The following is a 24,807-nucleotide window of genomic DNA, read 5'->3' as shown; positions in this document are numbered from 1 at the left end:
TATGGCAAAAGTTCTTGAATACTTAATCATAGCTGGCTTAGTTGTAGCAGCAGGAGTTACTGCTTGGTCAGTTTTAACTGTAAATCACCTTTTTATAGGATGAAAAATATATTTAAAGGCGGTTTTTTAACCGCCGCTTTTATTTGCTTTGCTAATTTCTTACATGCTGAAATACTATTAAATGACAATATCTTAAATACTGCAATAGAACAAAATATTACTTCAAGCTCTAAGCAAATTCGTGAGTTAACTGGAGTAAATATCGCTTTGGCATTAAGTGATAAAAAAGATTTTGAAAGTTTAAAGAGCTATGAAGCTAATTTAAGTAAACCATATATTTTACTTGTATTTTCTAAAGCTTCACATAAGGTGGATATACTTGCAAGTGATGATGCTTTAGCTTTTTTTGATAAAGAAGGTGTTTTGAGTCCTTACCCTGAAAAAGGAACGATTTTGCCTATACTTGCAAATCCTAAACAAAAAGACATTTACAATGCTGCTATTTTAAATGGTTATGCAGATATTGCTGATCAAGTGGCAAATCATTTTAATATAAAACCTTTTTATGGAAATTCAAATCGTGATACTTTAAATATCATGAGAATTTTAATTTATGGCTTTTTATGTGTCGCAATTTTGATGCTAGTTCAAAGAAAAATCAAAAGGAGAAGATAAATGCAAAATCAGAAAACATTTTGGCCTTATGGTATTTTGATTTCTTTAGGGCTTATTGTTATAGCTTGTATTGTAACGATTTTTATTGCAAGCAAAGCACCTGTATATGAAGATAATTTTTATTTTGATTCTTATCAAAATGTAGAGTTAAATTATAATGAAATTCAAAACAGACAAAAGACTTTTGATGAAAATTTTAAATTAAGCATTAAAGATAAAGAAAGCTTTATACATAAGAAAAATCAAGTTTATTATATCAATGAAGGGCAAAATGAACTTAGGATTGCGATTGAAAATTTAAAAGATTATGACTTAAATAAACTTCAAATTCAAACCTTGCTTTCGCGTCCACATACAAATGTAAATGATGAGAATTTACAAGCAAGATTAGAAGGAAGTGATTTGGTGTTTGATTTTAATATCAAAGAAAAAGGCGTATGGCAAATACTTTTAAAAATCACTCAAGATGAAAATAGCGTAGGATTTTTTAAATTCTTTTTACAGACTAAATAATGAAGCTTTTTGTTTTTAGCTCACTAAGAGCTTTAAGAAAATATTATGAGAAAAAACTACAAATAGACACTTTAGTAGATCCGGCTATGAGTATAGCTGAATTTATGCAAAAATTAGTTTTTTCTCCACATTTTCAAGCAACTCATTATGAGTGTTTGCTTTTGATGAAAAAGGCTTGTGAACAAACTAAAAATTTAGAACAAAGTTTGAAAATACCGAGTAATTTTTTTGCATTTTTAAAAAACAATGCTTATTTATTTAGTTTTTTTAAAGAACTTAGCTTGGAGAAAAAGGATATTAGTGCTTTAAAAAATTATGACGCTTATGCTCAGTATGATGAACATTTACAAATTTTAGAAGAGCTTTTTAAAAATTATCTTACCTTATTAAATGAACAAAATTTATATGATGATATTTCTTTAGCGTTAGATTATGAAATTAATAATGATTTTTTAAAAAATTATGATGAGATTATTTTTGATTTTCAAGGTTTTTTGAATGCTTTTGAAGTAGAGCTTTTGTTAAAAGTTAAGGAAATACTTCCTCTTAAAGTGCAATTTAATTGTACTAAATTTAACAAAGATTTTTTAAGTTCTCTTAGCTTTTTACAAGGGCTTTCTCTTAAGGAAAATCATGTGTATTTATATGATGTAAACCAAGCACAAATATTACAAGAGTGTCCTTTTGTACAAGAAAATAAAATCACTTATAAAAGTTTTAATTTACGGTCTTTGCAAGCTGCTTTTGTTTTTGAAAAAATTAACAGCTTTTTAAAAGCTGGTATTAGCGCAAAAGATATTGTAGTGATTACCCCTGATGAGAACTTTGTGGATATTTTAAGACTTTATGATAAAAACAATGTATTAAACTATGCCAATGGGGAAAGTATCAAACATACGCTTTTTTATCATAGATTAAAGACTTTATATGAAAGTGCTAAAGATGATGAGTTTGAGTATGAGCTTAGTGAAGATTTTTTTGATAGGCAAAAGCTAAACAAGCACTTATGTAATTTGCATTTTTATCCTTCTGGTATTGATTTTATAGAGTTTAGAAAGCTTTTTGATGAAAATATCTCTTTTGATTTTTTTGAAAACTTCATCCATAATTTGCTAGAAGATATTAACAATCAAGAATTGCAAGATTATATCTATCAAGAGCTTGCATTCATTAAAGAACTTATAAAAACACATACTTTAAGTTTTAAGCAAATTTTAGAGTTATTTTTCATGCAAATTGACAGTAAAAAACTAAGCAGTGTTGGCGGTGGTGAAGTTACTGTAATGGGGCTTTTAGAAAGCAGAGGGCTCAGCTTTGATGGGGTGGTTATAGTTGATTTTAATGATGAGTTTATCCCTAAAAGAGTTTCAAGTGAGTTATTTTTAAATAATGAAATTCGAAAAAAAGCAGGACTTATTACTCATGCTCAAAGAGAAAATTTACAAAGACATTATTATTATACCCTAATAGCCAAGGCAAAATTAGTAGGAATTTCTTATGTGGAAAATGAAGAAAAAATCAAGTCAAGATTTTTAAGTGAGCTTGATTTTTCACTCATAGAAGATAAAACATACAGTGACAATGCCTATATCAAATACTTTCAAACACACAAGTGTGATTTTAACCTTGAGCCAATTACACATATAATGGCTAAGCATGATTATTTTAGTAAAGAGCTTACTTTTACGAGATTTCACCTTTTGATAAATTATGGCTTAGATTATTATTATAAATATGTCTTAGGACTAAAAGAACCAAAAGAATTAGAAGATACTCTTAGGGCGAATGAGCTAGGAAGTTTTATTCATAAAGCTTTAGAAAAATACTATAAACAAAACAAAAAAGCAAAATATTTTGACTATGAAAAATTTATGGATATTGTAAAAAATTTGAAAGATTACAAAATCGATGCTTTAAATTTAGCTTTAATACAAGCAATGTTTAAAGAATTTCAAGTGCTTGAAAATGAGCATTTTAAACAAGGTTTTATGGTAAGAGATTGTGAATTTTCACAAAAAAAAGATTTTATCGCTCAAAATGGAGTTAAAATTACTATTTTTGGTCGTTTAGATAGATTAGATGAAAATGAAAATGAAAAATTAGTCATAGATTATAAAACTGGGAAAATAGATGAAAAAACTTACCAGCTTGCTTTTTATAAGTTTTTATTAGAGGGTGTATACCCTTTAGAAAATATAAATGCTTGTTTTTATGATTTAAAAAATATGAAAATCGTTTATGAAAATACTGAAAGTGAAAAGGTGCAAGAGCTTAAAGACATGCTTAATGAGCTTGCAAAAGATCCTTTAGAAAAAGAATTTACTAATCAAAGAAATGATAATACCTATAGTCCTTATACCATGCTTTATAAAAAGGAGTTTAAGCTTTGAGTTGTAATTTTGAGCCTTTTTTGGCCTTAGAAGCTAGTGCAGGAAGTGGAAAAACTTTTGCATTAAGCGTGCGTTTTGTAGCCTTGGTGTTAATGGGAGCTAAGATTAATGAAATTTTAGCTCTTACTTTTACCAATAAAACCACAAGCGAGATGAAAGAAAGGATTTTTAAAACCTTTTTAGAATTTGATGTGCTTGAAAATGGAGAAAATAAAGCAGAATGCAATGAGCTTATGAGAATGCTAGGCAAAAGCAAAGAAGAGCTTGTAGATTTAAGACAAAAGCGTAAAAACGAATTTTTAAGATCTAAACTCAATATCTATACCTTTGATAGTTTTTTTTCGCAAATCATTCGTTCTTTTGCTTTAAATTTAGGTTTTATGAGTGATTTTGAGATCATAGAAAGTCAAGATAGTTATAAAAATTTCATTGCTAAATTAAACGAAGAAGAGCTAAAAAGTCTAGCGTATTACATTATCCAAACAAAAAGCAAAAGTGATTTTTTAAAAAACCTTGAAAATTTATATACCAAACATTGTGATGTTAAGCCAAATCCAAAAGCTTACCTTCCAAGCAAGGCTGCTTTAGAAAAAAATATTGATGAGTTTATAGCTTATGCAAAAAATTTAAGCACAAATAAAAATTATCTTTCAAATTTTAATTTTGAAAGAATGGAAGATTTTTTCGCTAAGCCTATTATTAGTAATTTAGATAAAAATTATTTTACTAAAGTCATTGATAATGAATTTTTACAAAAAAGAGCAGAGCTTATACAAAATGCAAAAGAATATTTTAATCAAATAGAAAATTACCGCATAAGTATGCTTGCAAAGCTTTTGAAGCATTTTAAAGAAGCAAGAAATGAAAATAATACCAAGCAAAATGCATTAACTTTTTCAGATATAGCCTTAAAAACTTATGAATTAATTAGTGATGAGGCTAATAAAGAATTGATTTATTTTAGACTTGATGGATATATTTCTCATTTATTAATCGATGAATTTCAAGATACTAATGTCTTGCAATATCAAATTTTAAAGCCTATTATCGCTGAGCTTGTTTCAGGTGAGGGTGTGAAAAAAAACAGAAGTTTTTTTTATGTAGGCGATAAAAAGCAGAGTATATATGGTTTTAGAGGGGGTAAAAAAGAACTTTTTGATAAGCTTTTAAAAGACTTTCCACAAATTAAACTAGAGCATTTAGATACTAATTATCGTAGTAAAAAAATCATTGTTGATTATGTCAATGACACTTTTAAAGATAAATTTTTTGATAGCTTTTTAAATCCTAGCTTTACTTTGCAAAAAAGCGTTAAAGAAGGCGGGTATGTAGAAATTTTGCAAAATCACATCCCTAGTAAAGATGGTTCTGTTTATGAAGCAAGTGCTAAAGAAGCTTTAAAAATCATCCATAGACTTTTAGAAAAAGGCATTAAGCTTGATGATATTTGCATTTTAGTATGGGTCAATAAAGACGCCACTTTGATTCAAGAATTTCTTGAAGAAAATGGCGTTAAAGCTTATACGCAAAGCAATGTTCCTTTGTTAGATTGCATTAGCGTAAGAGTGCTTTTTGAGTATGCAAAGGCTTGTGTGCTTAAAGATGAGTTTAGTTTGTATTTTGTAAATGATGTTTTAAAAAAAGAACTTAGCTATCTTGAGCTTGATCTAAACCGCAGTGTAGGTGAAATTTTAAAATACTTGATTGATTATTTAAAGCTTGATCTAAGTGATGTTAATCTTATCGCCTATTTAGAGTATGCAAGTACTTTTGATAATTTTTTTGATTTTTTATTTAGTCCTTGTAAATTAAGTTCTTTGCAAGCACAAAATGATGGAGTTAGCATTATGACCGTGCATAAGTCTAAGGGGCTTGAATTTGAAAATTTAATCGTGCTTGATAGACTTAGTAAAAAAGCTCCAGACACTGATACTTTAATGTTTGAGTATGATTTAGAGCAGGGCTGGGAAATAAAATACAGACATAGTGCTAGAGAATACCTTGAAGATGATAGCTATAATGCCTTTTTAGACAAAAGAAAAAAACTCCAAACAGAAGATGAGATAAATTGTTTATATGTAGCACTTACTAGAGCTAAAAATTCTCTTTTTGTTATAAAAAATGATGAAAATTATAAGGGTTTTAAAGGATATTTTAAAGATTATGAAGAAAAGCAAATAGGCATTTTAGAAGAACAACTTTCAAAAACAAATGAGCCTTTGGAAAATTTAGAGCAAATAGAAAGCTTTGAAGAATTTCAAAAGGTAAATTTACAAGAAGTTAAAGTTAAAAACTATTTTACAAGTGAGCAAATACATTTTGGCTTGGCTTTGCATGAATTTTTACAATATTTTGATTTTAACACTAAAAATAATTTTGAATTTTGTAAGCAAATGGTGTATAAAAAATATCGTTTTTACTTAGATGATGAAGCTTTTAGTGAGCTTTTTAAAAGACTTACTATGCTTTTAAAAGATGAGAGTTTTAACGCGCTTTTAGTGGGTAAAAAGTTACTTAAAGAGCAAATCATCACTTATAAAGGCGAGCAAAAACAGCTTGATATGCTTGCATTTGATGATAATGAAGCTATCATTATAGATTATAAAACAGGTTTAAATTTAAACGAGCATAAAAAGCAAGTTTTACTTTACAAAGAAGCCATAGAAAAAATCTTAACCAAGACTTCCACTAAGGCTTTTTTGGTGTATGTTTTAAAAGATAAAGTGGATGTAATAGAGGTTTAACATTATATAAGATATCTATATCGTTTTATTTTTTAAGTTGTGTATTTTTTCATACTCAATATTTTTCATATAGTGGTAAGAATATTTAAGCTTTAAATATTCTTAAATTAAGTATTAATTAAGCTAAAATAATTATAATCTCATTTTTAAAAAAATTTTTGGCAAAGGTAAGATGATGACAAAGATAACAAAGCCAAACGAAGTAAAACGCGAATGGATCGTTTTAGACGCTGAAGGAAAGCGTTTTGGTCGTCTTTTAACAGAAGTAGCGACTATTTTAAGAGGTAAAAATAAACCTTGCTATACTCCAAATGTTGATTGTGGAGATTATGTAATCATTATCAATGCTTCTAAAGCAGTTTTTACAGGTGCAAATAAAGCAGAAGATAAACTATACCACAGACATTCAGGGTATTTTGGAAGTGTAAAAAGTGAAAAATTTGGTGATTTATTAGAAAAAAATCCAGTTAAATTATATAAATTAGCAGTTCGTGGTATGCTACCTAAAACAAACCTAGGTAGAGCTATGCTAAAAAAATTAAAAATTTATGCAGGTAGCGAACATCCTCATACTGCTCAAATTGCTAATAAAGGAAAATAATCATGGCAACAACATACGCAACAGGTAAAAGAAAAACCGCTGTAGCTAAAGTTTGGGTAAAAGCTGGTAGTGGTAAAATCATCGTTAATGGTATGGATTTAAACACTTGGCTTGGCGGACATGAAGCTATAAAATTAAAAGTAGTTCAGCCTTTATTAGTAACTAAGCAAGAAACTTCTATGGATATTAAAGCAACAACTTTAGGCGGTGGATACAGCGCTCAAGCTGAAGCTTTAAGACATGGTATTTCAAGAGCTTTAGCTGCTATGGATGCAGATTTTAGAGCATTATTAAAACCAAAAGGACTTCTTACTAGAGATAGTAGAACTGTTGAGCGTAAAAAATACGGTCGCAGAAAAGCAAGAAGAAGCCCACAATTCTCTAAACGTTAATCTTTTTTGGATCCATTTTTGGATCCATTTTTTCTTTCATTTTTTAAAAAAATCATATTTTTTCATATATTTTAGTTTTGTTTAAAATTATAGGATTTTTTATTTATAATAAACTTTTATAATTTCAAAGTCCGATCAGGGAAACCTCCTTTTTGTAGTAAATTTAAGCCCCTTACCCAAAAGGGGCTTATTTTATTTTAATCTTCATTTTATATAATACCCCATTTATTTTCATTTTTAAGGATAGACGATGAAAAAAATCATAGGATTGGTTAGTTTAGTTAGTGCTTTGTTTGCTTTTGATACTAGCAAAATAGAAATCACTCCAACCTTTAACTACACAACTCCAGAAGGAAATTTAGATCTTAAAAATTATGGTGGAGTGGGATTGAGATTTGGTTATCATTATGATGATTTATGGCTAGATCAGGCTGAACTTGGCTTAGAGTATTATGACAATGCAAAATATAATAATCCAAACGATAATACACATACAGATACTAGTGTTTCAAGATTTTATGTAAATGCTATTAAAGGAATTGATCTGGCTAATCATGTATATTTATATGGTTTGTTGGGAACAGGTTATGAGTATTTGAGTCATGGAGCTTATGAAAATAAAAGTGGTATGTTTGCTCAATATGGTGCAGGTTTTAAATTTGCACTTGGAGAAGATTTGGCTTTAAGACTTGAAGCAAGAGATCAAATTAAATTCAATAATGATGAACATAATTTGATTTCTAGTGTTGGCTTGAGTTTTTATTTTGGTAATAAAGCTCCAAAAACTCCTCAAACTGCAACTAAACAAATCGAAGAAAAACCGCAATCAAAACAAATCGATAAATCATGTCCAGAACCAAGAAAAGGTGCTTTACTTGATCATATAGGTTGTGAAAAAACAATAGCGCTTGAAGGACATTTTGGTTTTGATCAAATCACTATAAACCCTGAATTTGCACAAAAAATCCAAGAAGTAGGTAAGGTTTTAGAAGAAAACCCACAATATTATACTATTTTAGAGGGTCACACAGATAGTACAGGAACTAAAGCTTATAATCAAAAATTATCATTAGAGCGTGCAAAGGCAGTTGCGAAAGAACTTGAAAAATCAGGCGTAGCTAAAGAAAAAATTGCAACTAAAGGCTATGGTTTTGATAAGCCAAAAGTAAGCAATGATACTAAAGAAGGCCGTGCGCAAAATAGACGCGTGGAAGCAAAATTTTTCATTAAAGAATAAACTTTGTTAAAAAAGACAATTTTGTTTGACTTAGATGGCACTTTGATAGACTCTACAAGTGCCATTTTAGATGGTTTTGATGCTGCTTTTAAAGCTTTTGGCGAGCCTTTAAGAGATCATGGAGCCATTAAAGCTTTAATAGGTTTTCCTTTAGATGTAGCTTTTGAAAAACTTGGAGTGCCAAAGGAAAAAACAAGTGAGTATATTAATGCTTATAGAAGCGTATATCAAAAAATCTATATAGAGCAAACTTCTTTGCTCTCTTTGGCAAAAGAAAGTGTATATGAGGCTAGTTTGTTTGCTGATTTAGCTGTTGTAACGACTAAAAGTTCTAAATTTTCTAAACCTTTACTTGATCATTTAGGTATAGGAGAATACTTTAAAGTTATCATAGGTAGAGATGATGTAACTCACCCAAAACCAAATGCTGAGCCTATTTTATTAGCTTTAGAAAAATTATCTAAAGGTAAAGAAAATGCATTTATGATTGGAGATACTCATTTAGATATCCAAGCAGCTTGTAATGCTGGCGTTAAACCCATAGCAGTGAGTAGTGGTTATGAAAGCAAGGAAAGTTTAGCTAAATTTAAAATTCCACTTTTTAAAAATACTTATGAGGCAATAGAGTATATAAAAAATATCCGATAATTTCACACTCAAACTCCATACTTATAAATAATAAAAATTTTTTATCATTGTTTAAGACAATTCAAGATAAAGTAGCTATTGATTTTAAGTAATTATTTTAATTATAAGGATAATTAGATGAGTAAAATAATGAAAACAATGGATGGTAATGAAGCAGCAGCTTATGCAGCTTATGCATTTACAGAAGTTGCTGGAATTTATCCTATTACCCCAAGTTCACCAATGGCAGATTATACTGATATATGGGCTTCTCAAGGTAAAAAAAACCTTTTTGGAGTACCGGTTAAAGTTGTAGAGATGCAAAGTGAAGCAGGAGCGGCAGGGACGGTTCATGGTTCTTTGCAAGCTGGCGCTTTAACTACTACTTATACTGCCTCTCAAGGACTTTTACTAAAAATACCAAATATGTATAAAATCGCAGGTCAGCTTTTACCTGGGGTTATCCATGTGGCAGCTAGGGCTTTAGCTTCTCAAGCATTATCTATTTTTGGAGATCATCAAGATGTTTATGCAGCAAGACAAACAGGCTTTGCTATGCTTTGCTCACATTCTGTGCAAGAAAGTATGGATTTAGCAGGTGTTGCACACTTAGCAGCTATTAAAGGTAGAGTACCTTTTATGCATTTTTTTGATGGTTTTAGAACAAGCCATGAAATCCAAAAAATTGAAGTAATGGATTATGCGCATTTTGATCGTTTGCTTGACCGTGAAGCTTTGATGGAGTTTAGAAATTCCTGTCTAAATCCAGAAAATCCAAAAACAAGAGGTACGGCTCAAAATGATGATATTTATTTTCAAACAAGAGAGTTGGCAAATAAATATTATGAAGCTATTCCTGACATTGTTAATGAATATATGCAAGAAATTTCAAAAATTACAGGAAGAGAATACAAACCTTTTGTGTATTATGGGGATAAAAATGCAACGCGCATTGTAGTAGCAATGGGTTCAGTGACTGAAGCTTTAAAAGAGGTTGTAGATCATCTAAACAACAAAGGCGAAAAAGTAGGGGTTTTAAAAGTTCATTTATATAGACCATTTAGTTTAAAATATTTATTTGATGTAATGCCTCAAAGTGTTGAAAAAATAGCTGTTTTAGATAGAACTAAAGAGCCAGGAAGTTTAGGCGAGCCACTTTATTTGGATTTAAAAAGCGCATATTATGGAAAAGAAAAAGCACCTTTAATCGTTGGTGGTAGATATGGACTTTCTTCAAAAGATGTTGATCCTGCTCAACTTCTAGCGGTTTTTGAAAACCTAAATCAAGCAAATCCAAAAGATGGTTTTACCATAGGAATTAATGATGATGTGACCTTTACTTCATTGCCTGTGGGAGAAAAAATTTCTTTGGGTGATGAGAGTACTATAGAGTGCCTATTCTATGGACTTGGTGCTGATGGTACTGTAGGGGCGAATAAAAACTCTATTAAAATTATAGGGGATAAAACAGACTTTTATGCACAAGCTTATTTTGCTTATGATTCTAAAAAATCAGGTGGTTATACAAGAAGCCATTTAAGATTTTCTAAAAAACCTATCACTTCAACTTATCTAGTTTCTACACCGCATTTTGTAGCGTGTTCAGTGGCTACTTATTTAGAAATTTATGATGTTTTAGCAGGCATTAGAAAAGGTGGAACTTTCCTTTTAAATAGTATTTGGAGTGCGCAAGAGACTATTAAGAAGATTCCAAATGCAGTAAAAAGGGTTTTAGCGCAAAAAGAAATTAATTTTTATATTATTAATGCTACAAAACTTGCTAGAGAAATAGGACTAGGTAGTAGAACAAATACAATTATGCAATCAGCGTTTTTCAAGCTTGCTAATATCATTCCTTTTGAAGATGCGCAAAAATATATGAAAGAATTGGCTTATAAATCATATAGTAAAAAAGGTGATGCTATAGTTGAGATGAATTACAAAGCTATTGATGTGGGTGCAGATGGACTTGTAAAAGTTGATATTGATCCTTCTTGGGCAAATTTAGCTGATGAAGTTAAAGAAGAAACTATAGCCTATAAAGGCACTGAGTTTGTTGAAAAAATCGCAAAACCTATGAATGCAGCTAAGGGAGATGATTTACCAGTTTCAGCATTTTTGGGTTATGAAGATGGTAGTTTTGAGCATGGTACTACTGAGTATGAAAAAAGAGGCGTTGGTGTTATGGTGCCAAGATGGATAGAAACTAATTGTATTCAGTGTAATCAATGTGCTTCAGTGTGTCCGCATGCGGTTATTAGACCTTTCTTGATTGATGAAGAAGAATTAAACAATGCTCCAGCAGGTGTAAAAGAACATAGTTTAAATGCAAAAGGCGTAAAAGAGCAAAAATTAAATTTCAAAATTCAAGTTTCGCCACTTGATTGTACAGGTTGTGAGCTTTGTGTGCATGAGTGTCCAACTAAAGAAAAATCTTTAGTAATGGTTCCACTGGGTGAAGAGCTTGATCATGGTGAGCAAGAAAATGCAGATTATTTATTCAAAAAAGTAAGCTATAAAGATAATATCTTAAATAGAGAAAATGCAAAAGGTATTCAATTTGCTCAACCTTTATTTGAATTCCATGGAGCATGTCCAGGATGTGGAGAAACTCCTTATATCACTTTAATCACTAGATTGTTTGGTGAAAGAATGATTATTGCTAATGCGACAGGTTGTAGTTCTATTTATGGTGGTTCAGCTCCTTCAACTCCATATAGAAAAAGTAATAAAAATGGTCATGGACCAGCTTGGGGTAATTCTTTATTTGAAGATAATGCTGAATTTGGTCTTGGTATGAAAATAGCAACTGAAACAACAAGACATAAAATTGAGCAAATCATGAATGAAAGTATGCAAGAAGTTCCTAATGCGCTTTCTGCATTATATAAAGAATGGATTGCAAATAAAGAAGATTCTAAAGCTTCTTTAGAGCTAAGAGATAAGTTAGTGCCATTGCTAGAAGAAAATAAACAGATTAAAACTGTAAATGATATTTTAGAACTGAAAAGCTATTTAAGTAAAAAATCACATTGGATTTTTGGTGGTGATGGTTGGGCTTATGATATAGGTTATGGTGGGCTTGATCATGTTTTAGCAAGTGGTGAAAATGTAAATATTTTAGTGCTTGATACTGAAGTGTATTCTAATACTGGAGGTCAAAGCTCAAAATCTTCAAGAACAGGTTCAGTAGCTCAATTTGCTGCAGCAGGTAAGCCAGTGCAGAAAAAAGATCTAGGTCAAATTGCTATGACTTATGGTTATATTTTTGTAGCTCAAGTAAATTCTAATGCAAATTATGCGCAATTGTTAAAAGCAATAATAGCAGCAGAAGCTTATGATGGACCTTCTTTGATTATTGCTTATTCTCCTTGTATAGCTCATGGTATTAAAGGTGGGCTTGGAAATTCAGGAAATCAAGCAGAACTTGCCACAAAATGTGGATATTGGCCAACTTATATTTACGATCCACGTTTAGAAGCAGAAGGTAAAAATCCTTTAACAATTTCTTCTAAAGAGCCTGATTGGGATTTGTATGAAAGCTTTTTAATGAATGAAGTGCGTTATAATTCTTTGAAAAAATCAAATCCCGAGCAAGCAAAAGAATTATTTGAAAAAAATAAAGCAGAAGCACAACGCCGTTATAGACAACTTAAACGTCTAGCAAGTGCTGATTTTAGTAATGAAAATTAAAATTTGCTTCGATTTTTACTTGTGAGTTTATGGGTGCTTAGTGCTTTTGGTGCTAAGTACCCATTTTTGAATCAAGATTGCAGTAATATTGATTTTTCTTTGATTCAAGATCCTTTTTTTCAAAAGACTACAAATATAAAATCTGATTTTTCTTTGCAAGCTATCATTTCTAATAAAGTTAAGATTAATGATAAATGGTATGCTTTAAATGATGATATTGAAGGTTTTAAGATTGTTGAGATTAAAAATTCTCAAGTTGTATTGATAAAGGAAGAAAAAATCATGGTTTTAAAATTGTATGAAAAAAATAATATTTTTATTTATTAGCATCTTAACTTTTACAAATGTTTTTGCTTCACAGTGTCATCAACGCTTTTTTGATATAAGTGTAGAAAATAAAACTTCTTTGATTGAAATTTTAAATGAACTTGGTAGAGAATGTGGTTTTAGTATTATAATAAAAGATTCATTAGCTAGAGAAAAGTTAAATCATACTCAAAATTATTTGCACATAAGAAAAATGTCTTTAAGAGAAATTTTTAAACTTTTATTGATGGAAAATAATCTTGCTTATGAATATGAAAAAAATATTTTAAAAATTTATGGAAGACAAGTTAAAACTTTTAAAGTGCATTATATAAGCTCTATTAGAGAAGGGCAAAGCATTACTAAAGCTTCAGTGGATTCAAGACCTAAACAGGGCGATTATGATAGTGCTAAAGAAGCAGATAATTTGGTCATTAGCACGGATAAATTTGATTTTTGGGAAAAAATTTCAGAAGAAATACAAGCTTTATTAGATGAAAATACAACTAAACCTATTATTAATACTAATGCAGGGATTATCACTTTAAATGCTACTTTGTATGAGCTTACAAGGGTTGAAAAATATTTAAAAGATTTAAATAAAAGACTTAAAAAACAAGTTTTAATTGATGTAAGTATAGTTGCAGTACATTTAAATAAAAGTCATTCAAGCGGGATTAATTGGCAAGAGCTTGCTTTTAAACTTAATGGAGATGATAATGATTTTATAATCAATAAAGGCGGTGTTAAAAATATTAATCTTAAAGCTAATGTTGAAACTAAGGCTATTTTAAATTTATTACAAGAAAATGGCAAAACTACTGTACTTTCTAACCCAAAACTTATGGCACTTAATAATCAGCAAGCTATTATTTCCATAGGTGATACGATTAATTATCAAGTAAAAGAAAGCTCTAAGGGTACTGAAAATGGTACAACTATTAGTGAAACTTATAATAATTATTCTATTTTTGTAGGAATTTTACTAAATATTTTGCCAGAAATTTCAGATGATCATAAAATCATGCTTAGGATTAATCCTAGTTTGAGTGATTTTAAATATAGTGTTGATAATCATAGACAAAATAAACCAAGAAATATAGCACCAGATACTATACAAAAAAAGCTTTCTACTGTAGTTGAAGTTGATGATGGACAAACTTTAATTTTGGGTGGATTGATTAGTAAAAATACGATTAGTAACCATAATGAAGTAAGTGCTTTATCTAAAATACCACTTTTTGGTGCTTTATTTCAAGGAAAGCAAAATTTAGAAGATATTAGTGAAATAGTTTTTATCATCAAGCCAAGTTTAATAAGAGCTGATAAAAAAGTATTAAGTTTGAAAGAATTAGGTTTTGAACATGAAGATGATATGTTTTAATTTTTTAATTTGTTTGTCTTTTTTAAATGCAATGAATATTCAAAATGAAAATTTTGAGCAAAATACATTCTATGAAAAATTTATTAATCACCCAAGTTATGAAAATGCTTTAAATTTGGCTAAATATTTTTATCAAATAAAAGATTATCAAAAGGCCGTTTTTTGGGCTATTGAGGCAAATGAATTTGAGTTGTTGGAAAAAGAAGCATGGTTAGTTTTTATCAATGCTAAATTAAAACTTGGAAAGTATGAAGATGCTTTAAGAGCTAAAGAAGAGTATGAAAAACTTTTAGGAAATTATTTTGAATGATGCAAAAACAATAAAAGCTTTAAATGAACTTTCTTTGCAAGAATTGGCTTTAGAGTATAAATTGGAAATTTTAGACTTAAATCAAACTCTTAAAATAGAAAAATATCTTCATGTTTTGCCTTTTTCTTTAATAGAACAATATAATATTTTTTGTTTTTATGAAGATGATGAAAATATTCATATAGCTTCTTTAAAACCTTTAGATGAGAGTATTTTAGAAAAAATACAAAATTTATACCGCTTAAAGGTTATTAAAATTTTTCTTTGCGATGTTACACAATTTAAATTCTTGCTAGAAAGGATTAAATTTTTAATTTGCTTTCAAAACTATCTTGATAAATTAGAGCTTAATTTAAAAAGTGATGAAAATAAAGATGAGTTTTTATTAGAGCAGTTTTTGAATTTAATTTTAACTTATGCTTGTTTTTTAAGAGCAAGTGATATTCACTTGGAGCCTTTGGAAAATGAAGTTTTGATAAGATTTAGAATAGATGGAGAATTAAAATATATCCATAGTCTTGATGTGGATTCTTATCAGGCTTTATTAATGCATATAAAAATCATTGCCTTGCTTAATGTAGCCGAACAAAGACAAGCTCAAGATGGGAGTTTTTCTAAGATAATCTTAGAGCAAAAGTATGACTTTAGAATTTCAATTATGCCTTTGTTATTTGGGCAAAGTGTGGTGGTTAGGATTTTAAAACAAGATGAGCATGTTTTAAAACTTGATAGACTTTTTATTAAAGAAGAAAATTTAATCTATTTGAAAAAATGCATGAACGCACCTTATGGTTTGATTTTATTTTGCGGGCCAACGGGGAGTGGTAAAAGCACTTTTATGCATGCTATTTTAAACGAGCTTGATCAAAATAAAAAAATCATTACTCTAGAAGATCCTATAGAATATAAACTTAAACATGCTCAGCAAATTTTGTTAAATTCTAAAACTGGTTTTGATTTTCACAAAGCTTTAAGAGCGGTTTTAAGGCAAGATCCTGATGTGATTATGGTGGGTGAAATCAGAGATGAGGAGAGTTTGGATATAGTTTTAAAAGCTTCTTTAAGTGGACATTTAGTTTTAAGCACCTTGCATACTAATGGTGCTATAGAAGCTATTTTTAGAATGAAACACATGGGTGCAAAAGAGTATTTAATAGCTTATGCGCTTAATTTGATCATAGCCCAACGTTTGGTAAGAAAATTATGTGAATGTAAAGTAGCTAGCGATGAAAAATTTCATTTTCAAAATCAAGTTTTTGAAGGAAAATTTTATAAGGCAAAGGGTTGTGTTAAGTGTATGTATAGTGGATATAAAGGGCGCTTAATGGTGGCTGAGTTTTTATATTTAGACCATAATTTAAAAAGTATGATAGAAAATAATGCAAATTATGAAAATATTTTAACATATGCTTTAAAAAAAGGCTTTTTAACTTTAGGTATGGATGCTTTGGAAAAAGTTAAGCTTGGTTTAACAAGTGTAGATGAGCTAAGAAAGATTGGTTTTTGAAAAAATTTATTATTTCTTATATCTTAAAACAAGAGCAAAAGCAAAGTATAATTAAAGCCAAAAATCTATATGAAGCCAGAAATCTTGCACAAAAATCATTTGAAAATATAATTAGTGTTGAAGAATACTTTGGGACAACAAAACATAAAATTAAAGAAGAAGAGCTTATTTTTATCCTTAAAGATTTAAGTATGATTTTAAAAGCAGGATTAAGCTTACAAGAAGCTATTTTAGAATTTGCAAGATCAAATCATGATGTGCATATAGCTAAAATATTTAGTGTGATTTATAATAAACTCAAAAATGGAAGCTCTTATAATGAAGCTTTTAGAGGTGTTTTAAATTCTAGAGAATGTGCTGTTTTAAAAATTTGTGACGGTAAGGAGGATTTATATAAGGCTTTTGAGATTATCATTAATCTAAAAGAGAAAAACCTTCATAGTTTTAAGCAGTTTAAAAAGTCTATAACTTATCCACTTTTTGTTTTTACATGTATTATTTTAGCTTTTTTTGTACTGATGATTTTGGTTTTGCCTGAATTTAAAACTTTATTTTTGCAACTTGAACTAGATTTGCCAAAAATCACTCAAATTCTTTTTGTTTTAGGAGATTTTTTTAAACATTTTTATGTATTTATTTTATTAGGTATGGGATTTTTTATAATGCTTGCTTACTCTTTTAGAAAGTCTTTGTTTTTTCATAAAATTCTTTTTTATTCTCCCATTTTTGGAAAGATAATATTTTATCAAGATAAATTTTGTTTTTTCTTGATTTTTTCTTATTTATTGAAAGCAGGGGTGGATATAAAAAGATCTTTTGAGCTTGCTTGTGAAGGTATAGAAAATCATTTTTTTAAAAACAAAATGTTTATTATAAAGACTTCATTTGAATCAGGACTTGATTTAGCTCAAGCTTTTTCTAAGACAAAGCTTTTTGATTCTTTTGTGATAAGAATGTTAAATTTAGCTTTAAAAAGTTCTAAACTAGATGAGAGTACTTACGAGCTTGCTTTATTTTATGAACATAAAAAAGAAAATTACACTCAAAGACTTTTAAGTGTTTTAGAGCCTTTGATGACAATTTTTATGGCGAGTTTGATTTTAGTTTTAGCCTTGGGTGTATTTTTACCTATGTGGCAAATTAGTCAAGGAATTTAAACAAGATAATCATAAGCAACCTTAGCTATAGTTAAAGCAACCATAGTTAAAAAGAGTTTTTTGATAAAAGTTCCTTGTGTTTTTAAGACTAGTTTTGAGCCTACAAAGGCACCTAAGACTTGGCCTATACCCATTAAAATACCAACTTTCCAAAGTACTTCATAAGAGTATAAAAACACTCCTAAAGCCACTACATTGCTAGTGAAATTTAAGATTTTAGTATTAATGCTTGCATTTTTCATACTAAAACCAAGAAATATTACACAAGCAAAAATCCAAAAAGACCCAGTTCCAGGCCCTAAAAAGCCATCATAAAAGCCAAGCAATAAACCAAAAGTGACTTGAAAGCTTGTGGCGCTCATTTTTGCTTCATTATGAACATTTCCTAAATTAGGCTTAAAAATAGTATAAAGAAAAACTAAAGCTAGGCATATTAGCACAATGATTTTAACAGCGTTTTGATCTATTAGTAAAACTGCATAAGTACCAATAACAGCTCCAATTGCGGTAAATAAAATACCTAAGGCAATTTTTTCTATATTCATATGTTTTCTATAAGATAAAACCGCAGTAAGTGAGCCAAAAGTGCTTTGAAGTTTATTGGTGGCTAGGGCTAAATGAGGAGGGATCCCGCAAGCAAATAAAGCAGGTATAGTAATAAGTCCACCACCACCTACAATCGCATCAACACAGCCTGCAAAAGCAGCAACAAAAAATAAAATCACATAATAAGTTAATTCAAGCTCCATAAGCTTTCCTTGTTTTGTCCGATTCTATATAGAGCAAAATCATATTTTATAGGATCTTGTGGATCAAATTTTTTAAGACTTTGAGTAAGCTCTAAAACACTTTTAAAATCATAAATCTTACGCTTTAAAAGCTTAAGTTTTAATGAAACTTTATGAGTATGGGTATCTAAGGGTATAAGTAAATCTTTTTTATCGATATTTTTAAACAAACCCAAATCAAGCTCATCTTTTCTTACCATCCACCTAAGATACATATTGTATCTTTTTAAAGGACCTTTTGGAGTTTTAAATTCTTTTGAAAAGAAAAACTCATAACCATAGCTTTTATAAGGATTAAGCTTATAAATTGTTTCTATAAAAAATTTTATTGCTTGTGTGATATTTTGTTCTTTTTGATAAGCCTTGGTAAAAATATTTTCTATGCTATCTTCATTTTTTAAGCGTTTAAGTGTGATAAAAATTTGAGCTATGTCTTGAGAGTTTTGAAAGCGGTATTTTAGATCTTTGCATTCTTTTTTAATAATCTCATCATTTCTTTCAAACAAAGAAAAATCAAGTTTTTTTAAAAAATTTACAATATTTTTAGCATTTCCATAAGCAAATAAAGCGCAAAGCAAAGCTATGGTTTCATCTTTATAAACACTTGCAATTTGCAAAGGATCAGGATGAGAGAAAAGCTCTTTTTGAGTATTTTTACTTAAAATAGCCTCATCTAAAAGAGCTTTCATTTGCATTAAGATTTTAAACCAAGTAAGGTTTCAAGCATTTGATCAACAGTGGTTACGATTTTAGCTGCAGCGCCATAACTTGCTTGATATTGTATAAGCGCTGCTAATTCTTCGTTAGTATTTACGCCACTTTTTGATTGATATTCTGCATAGGCTGTATTAAATACTGTCATATTAGTTGCATGCGCAAAACCATTGCTTTCAGCATCTGAAGCAATTTGACCTGTAAATTTTCTATAATATCCATCTAAAGACATAGTATCAACTGTACCATCTTTATTATAAAAATTTACTTTTTGATTTTGAAGTTGCAACATAGCATTGGCTACATCATTGTTTCCATCAACTCCATTTGAGCTTGCTTTTAAGCTATTTGGATCATTTCTAATGCTTGAATTTACATTGATATTGCTTGCATCTTGACCATTAAAAAATGAAGATACATTTAAAGCCCCTGGGAAATTTGTACCATTGTCTTTAAAAGCTATTTTATAACCCTTTTTTAAGCCATTGATTTGGAAATTTCCACTATCACTTTGTCCATCATAATGATAAAAGGCTTGAAAATAATCATTTAAATCATTACCACTAACACCATCTTTGTTATCATCAATATCTGCATTGATTTGCTTAACAACATCTTCTATGGTGGTATTAACATCAATTTTTATAGTTCTAGTAGCTACTGCATTACCTTTTTCATCATAAATTGTGATGTCAAAGCTTCCTGCTTGGATATTTTTATCATAACTCATTAAAGAAGTATCAGGTTTTAAGCCTTTTAAATCATCCGAATTTACTTTATCAGTTGCTGCTTGAGCATAGACATTATTAGTTTGAGTTATAAGTGTTTTTGTAAAGGTATTGAGCATATCTTTATACTCTTGCAATTTTCCATCGCTGTAAGTATCGTGATTGCCATCATAGTTTCTACCTCTAAGGTCAAGCTGAGCTCCAAGTTGTCCACCTGAAATTTTACTAGTTAAATCATAGCGGTTTTCATCATTTACTTCATAATAAATTTGATAAAATCCATTAGGATTATTATCATCTAATTTTAAAGGATGAAAGCTAGAGCCATTGACTATGCTAAAACCTTGAATACTTAAATCATAATATCTTCCAGAATCAGTCATAGTAGATTCTAGGGTGCTATCTTGAGAGCTTTTCCCTTTCCAAGCTACTGCATCAACTAATTTTGAAAGTCTAAGTTCAAGTTCATCTCTTCTATCTCTTAATTGATTTGCATTATCAGTAGGTAAAACTTCTTCATTTTCAAGTTGTTTGTTGATATTTGCAATTTCTTGACCAATATTATTGATCTCATCTACAGTTTGTCTGATTTGCTCGTTGACAGTTTGTTGCATTTTGCTAAGATCTTGTAGGGTTTTTTGTATGTTTTGAGTTAATGTATTTGCGCTATTAACAAGATCTATTTTACTTGCTCCATCACTTGGATTAGAAGCAAAATTATTCCATGCATCATAATAATTTTTATAATCTTGTAAAATACCAGTTCCTTGCATATCAGGAAATCTTTGGCTTGCTTCTTGTAAAATTTGTCCTAAATAATTTGTATAATTTTGTTGAGTAGTGGCATTTTTTAACTCATAATAAGAGTGCTCATCGTGCAATCGTTTTATGGTGTCAATTTGTGTGCCTGTTCCTAGGTGTAAACCACCTCTATCAAGAGACATACCTGAGCTTTGCACAGCTCTTTGTCTAGTGTAAAATACTGCGTCTGCATTGGCAATATTATTACCTGTTGTGTTAATTTGAAGCTCAGCAGCTCTTATGCCACTAACTCCGGTATATAAGCTATCAAAAATTCCCATGACTTAGCCTTTAAACATTAATCTTAAATAATGAATCTGGAATTGTTTTATTGTCTCCATAAGCATTATTTGTTCCATTTTGTTCAAACATTGCATTTAAAAGATTGTCGTAAAAATTTTTAATAATAAGAGCTAGTTTGGCATATTCTTTATTTTTTTGGTGTAAGGTGTTTAAATTTTGCTTTAAAAGAGCAAGTTTTTCTTTATCTTCGTCATCCAAAAGCTCATCTAAGCCTTTATTGTTTCCTTGGTTACTAAGTTCTATCAAAGCCTTGTCAAGATTTTTTTTAGCAATTTGGAAGTCATTTATAAGTTTAGTTTTATCTTCAACACTTTTACTTACATGTTTATGATTAGCAGCTTGAATTTGTGCTATATCTTCTAAAGTAAGATTGATGAGTTTTTCTAAAATAGAATTTGTTTCATCTAAATATTGTTTAACCATTTTTTATCCTTTCTTAGGCAGCAACCCAAAAAAGGATAAAAATTATAATAAAGAATCTGCTATTGCTTTAGAAGTGGCTTGTAGATTGATTTTGTACTCGCCATTTTTAATTTGAGAAGCAATTAAAGATGCTTTACTTTCTTCTGCCTTTTGAGTTTCTTTTGCCTTGTTGTTTTCTTTGTTTTCTGTTTTATTTATATCATTAGTAGCAACCTGAGCTACATAACTTTGATGTATAGGGTTTATCATTTTAAGCCTCCAGTTCTATTGAAAAACTCTAAGAACTATATCGACACTTAAAAAAATAACTTAACCCCTTTCTTTTAAATAATCAAATAATAATTTTGAAAAACCTAACCCCCCGCTTAATGCTTTACTCATAGTATCATTGTACATAGATGAATAAATTTCATCACTTGCATCTTTTCCAAATAAAGAATTTTCTTGTTTTAAAGAAATATCTAAAACACTTTTGATTAAAAAAGCTTCAAAAGCATCAGTTTGTTCTTTTAAAGCTTTATCTTCATCATTTAATGCTTGTATATGAGTTAAATCATTTTTAAAAGCACTATCTGCATAGTTTTTAGCAGCCTTGTAGCTATTGTTGTGTTTAGTAATACTTTCATAAAGTTCGCTACTATAGTTTTTGCTCGCTAAATAATTATCAACTCTCATCATATCACCTCCAATTCAGCACTAATTGCACCAGCTCTTTTTAAATTTTGCATAATAGCTATGATATCATTTGGCGCTGCTCCAAGTTTATTTAGCATTCTAGCTATGTTTGCTACTGTTGTTTTATTGTTTGTGATTTTTAAAGTATTAGATACTGGATCTAAAATACCACCATCTTTCATATCGATTTCATTTTGTCCTAAAGCTACGGTATTGTTTGGATCGATTTTTATAGTGATATCTTTATGAGTAATTAATATAGGTTCAACTTCTATATTTACTCCCGCTACTATAGTTCCTGTTCTTTCATCGATGATCACTTTACTTTCTGGAGTATAAGCTATATCTTGTTCTAATACTCTTGCCATAAATTCAACATGAGAAAATTCTTCAGGTTTTGTTAATTTTATAGTTCTAGAATCCAAAGCTTTTGCTATATCTGTATCAAAAATAGTATTTAAAACTCTTTCTATATTATTAGCCGTTTTAAAATCCGCTTCTTTTAAACTTAAAATCAAATCTTCACTTTGGCTAAAGTTTTGTGGAATTTCTCTTTCTACGACTGCACCATTAATAACATTTGCTGAGGTTGAGTGTGTTCCTGCTGCACCTGGTCTTGGGCTAAGTCCACCTATAGCTAAAGAGCCTTGAGCTACTGCATAAATTTCTCCATCAACCCCTTTTAGAGCTGTCATAAGCAAGGTTCCACCTTGTAAAGATTTGGCATCGCCTAAAGAAGCCACACTTACATCAAGCTTATCCCCACTTCTTGCAAAAGCAGGAAGTTTTGCTGTAACCATTACTGCTGCTGTATTTTTTGACTTTATATCACCTGGGCTAACTTTTACATTCATACCCTGAAGCATATTTGAAATAGATTGTAGAGTAAATTCGCTACTTGTACCATCTCCGCTTCCATTTAAACCAACAACCAAACCATATCCTATAAGTTGGTTATCTCTAACACCTACTACATTGGTAAGTTCTTTAATAGTAGCTGCAAAAATGCTTAGACTTAGTACTAAGCACAAAAATAATATTCTCATCGATTCTTCCTTTAATCTATGCTATTTTCATAAATTAAAGCAAAAAAGGTTCCAAATTTATATAAAGGAGTAAAAACTTAGAGTGGTTGAGCCAAATTTTTTTTCTTTTGTTTTTTTGTAATTTTGTATTTTAGCTGGAGTTTTAAAAGTGCTGTGATGTTCTATGATGATGATTTTAACATTTGAATTTTTTATATTTTCTATCAACTTTAAAGTTTTTTCGTAAATATCAAAAAAACCTTCTCTAATATCAAAGGGTGGATCAAGATATAAAATAATATCTTCTTTGGAATTTTGAATAATTTGAGGGGTTTTTTTAAAAGTATCATCATTAAAGCAAATGGTATTTTGATCAATATTGGAAGCATTTTTTAAAGCGATTTCATAAGCTTTTTTATCTTTTTCTATAGCATAACTTTTTAAGCAGCCATTACTTCTTGCCTCTAATGCCATTAGAGCACTTCCTCCAAAGGCTTCTATGAAAACCTTATCTTGTAAAGAAAAACGTAAAACATTAAAAACGCAAGATTTTACTATGCTTTTGGTGCTTCTTGTGGTGTCTAGACTAGGAAGTAAAATTTTTTTACCTTTATAGATTCCACTTTCTATGGTGGTGTAAATTTTTTGAGTTTGTTTTTTTGAGTTTGTTTTTTTATCTTCTTTGTAATTTTTTAAAAAATCTTTTACGCTTTGATATTCTTGTATTTTATGCATTATTATTTTCTTCTTTGATAAGATTTTTTAACTCTGTTTTGTAAAGATCAAATATTGCATCGATTTTTTCATGACTTTCTTGACGTAATTGCTCTAAAATGGCTTCGCATTTTTGATTCATAAGTTTTTTTTCACGCATGGCTATTTTATAAGCAATACTTTGTAAACTTGCATTGAAATCATTTAAAGCATTAAGTAATTCCTCTATATTAAAAGGATGAGATAAAAAATTTGATTTTTTATTGATGATAAATTGTGGTTTTTGCGTGTTAACTTTTTCATCACAGACTAAAAAATCACAATCTTTTTTTAAAACTAAAAAATCCCTCAAAGCGATTTCTAAAGTTTTTTCTAAAATTAAATCCTTACATTCAAGAGCGATTTTCATTGACTAAACTCACTTTTAATTTGTGTTTTTTTAAAGTGTATGGTACTATACCTAGAGCTAAATTTGCAAGCTCTGCAAAAGTTAAAATATAAAAATCTTCAAAATTTCTATTTGAAATAACTTGTAATTCTTTATAACATTTATCAAACATATAAAAAGAATAAAAATCCTCAACTACTAAAAAATCACAACCATTATCATAAGCATCTAATACGACAGAAGCTGCACATTTGTATGCTAATTGGGTGTTTAAATTTAAAAAACTATAGCCACAACTTTTGTATTTTCTTTCAAAATCTATTACATTTGCTTTAAGCACTTTGGCAAGTTCTAAAGAGCAGCTTGCATCCGAAAATCCCTGATATACACCTATATTAAATTGTTCAAAAAAATGCTTAATGTGTTCTTGTTTAAGATGATCTAAAAAAATCTTTGGAGCATATTGGATTTTTTCAATTTTACTCATAATTTCATAAGAGCTACATTCACAAGCTAAAATATTATCCTCATCCATCATTCTAGAATATTCATCTAAGATATCTTTTGGATCATAATCAATAATAAAATAATTTTTACCCAAAGGCTTTTCGCATAATGTGCTTTGAACTCCAACTTTATCTAAAGCATCTTTGATAATATCAAAATAACAAAATAAATCATTATTGCTATTGGTGTAGATTTTGTACATTAC

25 protein-coding genes are annotated in these 24,807 nt (G+C 29.4%); 15 read left to right on the top strand and 10 right to left on the bottom strand.

Going from position 1 to position 24,807, the window contains the following annotated elements:
- The first annotated feature begins 1 nt into the window (after window position 1).
- The 15 genes from L8V79_RS03530 (at window position 2) to L8V79_RS03460 (ending at window position 17,536) form a co-directional block, all read left to right on the top strand.
- Window positions 2-103, top strand: a complete 102-nt coding sequence (locus tag L8V79_RS03530; RefSeq protein WP_149062088.1) for a hypothetical protein — start codon at window positions 2-4, stop codon at window positions 101-103.
- A complete protein-coding gene (locus L8V79_RS03525) occupies window positions 100-675 on the top strand; it encodes a hypothetical protein (RefSeq protein ID WP_263702502.1) in 576 nt (191 codons plus the stop codon). The genes L8V79_RS03530 and L8V79_RS03525 overlap by 4 nt, the downstream gene beginning before the upstream one ends.
- Window positions 676-1,188: a FixH family protein gene (locus tag L8V79_RS03520; RefSeq protein WP_263702501.1), complete on the top strand. Its 513-nt coding sequence runs from the start codon at window positions 676-678 to the stop codon at window positions 1,186-1,188.
- Entirely contained in the window at window positions 1,188-3,578 is a 2,391-nt protein-coding gene (locus tag L8V79_RS03515; protein ID WP_263702500.1) for a PD-(D/E)XK nuclease family protein, read from the top strand. The genes L8V79_RS03520 and L8V79_RS03515 overlap by 1 nt, the downstream gene beginning before the upstream one ends.
- Window positions 3,575-6,322, top strand: a complete 2,748-nt coding sequence (locus L8V79_RS03510) for a RecB-like helicase (RefSeq protein WP_263702499.1) — start codon at window positions 3,575-3,577, stop codon at window positions 6,320-6,322. Before L8V79_RS03515 ends, L8V79_RS03510 begins: the two co-directional genes overlap by 4 nt.
- 175 nt (window positions 6,323-6,497) lie before the next feature.
- The gene (rplM, locus tag L8V79_RS03505) at window positions 6,498-6,923 is read left to right on the top strand and encodes a 50S ribosomal protein L13 (RefSeq protein ID WP_039617653.1); all 426 of its coding nucleotides are present in this window, start codon (window positions 6,498-6,500) and stop codon (window positions 6,921-6,923) included.
- A 2-nt stretch (window positions 6,924-6,925) separates the two neighbouring features.
- The gene (gene rpsI / locus L8V79_RS03500; protein WP_039617655.1) at window positions 6,926-7,315 is read left to right on the top strand and encodes a 30S ribosomal protein S9; all 390 of its coding nucleotides are present in this window, start codon (window positions 6,926-6,928) and stop codon (window positions 7,313-7,315) included.
- A 250-nt stretch (window positions 7,316-7,565) separates the two neighbouring features.
- Entirely contained in the window at window positions 7,566-8,552 is a 987-nt protein-coding gene (locus L8V79_RS03495) for an OmpA family protein (RefSeq protein ID WP_263702496.1), read from the top strand.
- Window positions 8,553-8,555: 3 nt separating this feature from the next.
- Window positions 8,556-9,200, top strand: a complete 645-nt coding sequence (locus tag L8V79_RS03490; RefSeq protein WP_263702494.1) for an HAD family hydrolase — start codon at window positions 8,556-8,558, stop codon at window positions 9,198-9,200.
- A 117-nt stretch (window positions 9,201-9,317) separates the two neighbouring features.
- The gene (gene nifJ, locus L8V79_RS03485) at window positions 9,318-12,872 is read left to right on the top strand and encodes a pyruvate:ferredoxin (flavodoxin) oxidoreductase (protein ID WP_263702493.1); all 3,555 of its coding nucleotides are present in this window, start codon (window positions 9,318-9,320) and stop codon (window positions 12,870-12,872) included.
- A gap of 3 nt (window positions 12,873-12,875) precedes the next feature.
- Window positions 12,876-13,199: a hypothetical protein gene (locus tag L8V79_RS03480; protein ID WP_263678564.1), complete on the top strand. Its 324-nt coding sequence runs from the start codon at window positions 12,876-12,878 to the stop codon at window positions 13,197-13,199.
- Complete coding sequence (gene mshL, locus L8V79_RS03475; RefSeq protein ID WP_263702492.1) at window positions 13,171-14,562, top strand: pilus (MSHA type) biogenesis protein MshL; 1,392 nt, start codon at window positions 13,171-13,173, stop codon at window positions 14,560-14,562. The genes L8V79_RS03480 and mshL overlap by 29 nt, the downstream gene beginning before the upstream one ends.
- Window positions 14,543-14,872: a hypothetical protein gene (locus L8V79_RS03470; RefSeq protein WP_263702490.1), complete on the top strand. Its 330-nt coding sequence runs from the start codon at window positions 14,543-14,545 to the stop codon at window positions 14,870-14,872. Before mshL ends, L8V79_RS03470 begins: the two co-directional genes overlap by 20 nt.
- Entirely contained in the window at window positions 14,865-16,379 is a 1,515-nt protein-coding gene (locus tag L8V79_RS03465; RefSeq protein WP_263702488.1) for a GspE/PulE family protein, read from the top strand. The genes L8V79_RS03470 and L8V79_RS03465 overlap by 8 nt, the downstream gene beginning before the upstream one ends.
- Entirely contained in the window at window positions 16,376-17,536 is a 1,161-nt protein-coding gene (locus L8V79_RS03460) for a type II secretion system F family protein (protein ID WP_263702486.1), read from the top strand. The genes L8V79_RS03465 and L8V79_RS03460 overlap by 4 nt, the downstream gene beginning before the upstream one ends.
- On the opposite strand, the gene L8V79_RS03455 is transcribed toward L8V79_RS03460, so the two are convergent.
- From L8V79_RS03455 to L8V79_RS03410, 10 genes are read right to left on the bottom strand one after another with little or no spacing between them, the layout of a single operon-like run.
- Window positions 17,533-18,285, bottom strand: coding sequence for a TSUP family transporter (locus tag L8V79_RS03455; RefSeq protein WP_263702484.1), 753 nt, complete (start codon window positions 18,283-18,285; stop codon window positions 17,533-17,535). The two genes, L8V79_RS03460 and L8V79_RS03455, sit on opposite strands and share 4 nt — an antisense overlap.
- Window positions 18,270-19,019, bottom strand: coding sequence for a TIGR02757 family protein (locus L8V79_RS03450; protein WP_263702482.1), 750 nt, complete (start codon window positions 19,017-19,019; stop codon window positions 18,270-18,272). Before L8V79_RS03450 ends, L8V79_RS03455 begins: the two co-directional genes overlap by 16 nt.
- The gene (gene flgK, locus L8V79_RS03445) at window positions 19,019-20,848 is read right to left on the bottom strand and encodes a flagellar hook-associated protein FlgK (protein ID WP_263682762.1); all 1,830 of its coding nucleotides are present in this window, start codon (window positions 20,846-20,848) and stop codon (window positions 19,019-19,021) included. The genes L8V79_RS03450 and flgK overlap by 1 nt, the downstream gene beginning before the upstream one ends.
- A 10-nt stretch (window positions 20,849-20,858) precedes the next feature.
- A complete protein-coding gene (locus L8V79_RS03440; protein ID WP_263702481.1) occupies window positions 20,859-21,293 on the bottom strand; it encodes a flagellar protein FlgN in 435 nt (144 codons plus the stop codon).
- Between the two features lie 42 nt (window positions 21,294-21,335).
- Window positions 21,336-21,542 carry a hypothetical protein gene (locus L8V79_RS03435; protein WP_012661139.1) on the bottom strand — a complete coding sequence of 69 codons (207 nt, stop codon included), beginning with the start codon at window positions 21,540-21,542 and terminating at the stop codon, window positions 21,336-21,338.
- Window positions 21,543-21,602: 60 nt separating this feature from the next.
- Window positions 21,603-21,968, bottom strand: a complete 366-nt coding sequence (locus L8V79_RS03430) for a rod-binding protein (protein ID WP_039617679.1) — start codon at window positions 21,966-21,968, stop codon at window positions 21,603-21,605.
- On the bottom strand, window positions 21,968-23,014 hold the full coding sequence (locus L8V79_RS03425; RefSeq protein ID WP_263702480.1) for a flagellar basal body P-ring protein FlgI: 1,047 nt from the start codon (window positions 23,012-23,014) through the stop codon (window positions 21,968-21,970). The genes L8V79_RS03430 and L8V79_RS03425 overlap by 1 nt, the downstream gene beginning before the upstream one ends.
- Before the next feature lie 57 nt (window positions 23,015-23,071).
- Entirely contained in the window at window positions 23,072-23,728 is a 657-nt protein-coding gene (locus L8V79_RS03420) for an RsmD family RNA methyltransferase (RefSeq protein WP_263702479.1), read from the bottom strand.
- Window positions 23,721-24,116, bottom strand: a complete 396-nt coding sequence (locus L8V79_RS03415) for a hypothetical protein (protein WP_263663828.1) — start codon at window positions 24,114-24,116, stop codon at window positions 23,721-23,723. Before L8V79_RS03415 ends, L8V79_RS03420 begins: the two co-directional genes overlap by 8 nt.
- Window positions 24,100-24,804: a hypothetical protein gene (locus L8V79_RS03410; RefSeq protein WP_263663829.1), complete on the bottom strand. Its 705-nt coding sequence runs from the start codon at window positions 24,802-24,804 to the stop codon at window positions 24,100-24,102. The genes L8V79_RS03415 and L8V79_RS03410 overlap by 17 nt, the downstream gene beginning before the upstream one ends.
- Window positions 24,805-24,807 lie beyond the last annotated feature (3 nt).

Source organism: Campylobacter sp. IFREMER_LSEM_CL2194, from assembly GCF_025771685.1.
Classification (GTDB): domain Bacteria; phylum Campylobacterota; class Campylobacteria; order Campylobacterales; family Campylobacteraceae; genus Campylobacter_D.
This window is presented reverse-complemented; position numbering and strand designations above follow the sequence as displayed.

Bases quoted from the DNA above. Each gene is read 5' to 3' on its own strand.
- L8V79_RS03530 (WP_149062088.1), top strand. From the start codon at position 2: ATGGCAAAAGTTCTTGAATACTTAATCATAGCTGGCTTAGTTGTAGCA.
- L8V79_RS03525 (WP_263702502.1), top strand. From the start codon at position 100: ATGAAAAATATATTTAAAGGCGGTTTTTTAACCGCCGCTTTTATTTGC.
- L8V79_RS03520 (WP_263702501.1), top strand. From the start codon at position 676: ATGCAAAATCAGAAAACATTTTGGCCTTATGGTATTTTGATTTCTTTA.
- L8V79_RS03515 (WP_263702500.1), top strand. From the start codon at position 1,188: ATGAAGCTTTTTGTTTTTAGCTCACTAAGAGCTTTAAGAAAATATTAT.
- rplM (WP_039617653.1), top strand. From the start codon at position 6,498: ATGACAAAGATAACAAAGCCAAACGAAGTAAAACGCGAATGGATCGTT.
- rpsI (WP_039617655.1), top strand. From the start codon at position 6,926: ATGGCAACAACATACGCAACAGGTAAAAGAAAAACCGCTGTAGCTAAA.
- L8V79_RS03495 (WP_263702496.1), top strand. From the start codon at position 7,566: ATGAAAAAAATCATAGGATTGGTTAGTTTAGTTAGTGCTTTGTTTGCT.
- nifJ (WP_263702493.1), top strand. From the start codon at position 9,318: ATGAGTAAAATAATGAAAACAATGGATGGTAATGAAGCAGCAGCTTAT.
- mshL (WP_263702492.1), top strand. From the start codon at position 13,171: ATGAAAAAAATAATATTTTTATTTATTAGCATCTTAACTTTTACAAAT.
- L8V79_RS03470 (WP_263702490.1), top strand. From the start codon at position 14,543: ATGAAGATGATATGTTTTAATTTTTTAATTTGTTTGTCTTTTTTAAAT.
- L8V79_RS03455 (WP_263702484.1), bottom strand. From the start codon at position 18,285: ATGGAGCTTGAATTAACTTATTATGTGATTTTATTTTTTGTTGCTGCT.
- L8V79_RS03450 (WP_263702482.1), bottom strand. From the start codon at position 19,019: ATGCAAATGAAAGCTCTTTTAGATGAGGCTATTTTAAGTAAAAATACT.
- flgK (WP_263682762.1), bottom strand. From the start codon at position 20,848: ATGGGAATTTTTGATAGCTTATATACCGGAGTTAGTGGCATAAGAGCT.
- L8V79_RS03440 (WP_263702481.1), bottom strand. From the start codon at position 21,293: ATGGTTAAACAATATTTAGATGAAACAAATTCTATTTTAGAAAAACTC.
- L8V79_RS03435 (WP_012661139.1), bottom strand. From the start codon at position 21,542: ATGATAAACCCTATACATCAAAGTTATGTAGCTCAGGTTGCTACTAAT.
- L8V79_RS03430 (WP_039617679.1), bottom strand. From the start codon at position 21,968: ATGAGAGTTGATAATTATTTAGCGAGCAAAAACTATAGTAGCGAACTT.
- L8V79_RS03425 (WP_263702480.1), bottom strand. From the start codon at position 23,014: ATGAGAATATTATTTTTGTGCTTAGTACTAAGTCTAAGCATTTTTGCA.
- L8V79_RS03420 (WP_263702479.1), bottom strand. From the start codon at position 23,728: ATGCATAAAATACAAGAATATCAAAGCGTAAAAGATTTTTTAAAAAAT.
- L8V79_RS03415 (WP_263663828.1), bottom strand. From the start codon at position 24,116: ATGAAAATCGCTCTTGAATGTAAGGATTTAATTTTAGAAAAAACTTTA.
- L8V79_RS03410 (WP_263663829.1), bottom strand. From the start codon at position 24,804: ATGTACAAAATCTACACCAATAGCAATAATGATTTATTTTGTTATTTT.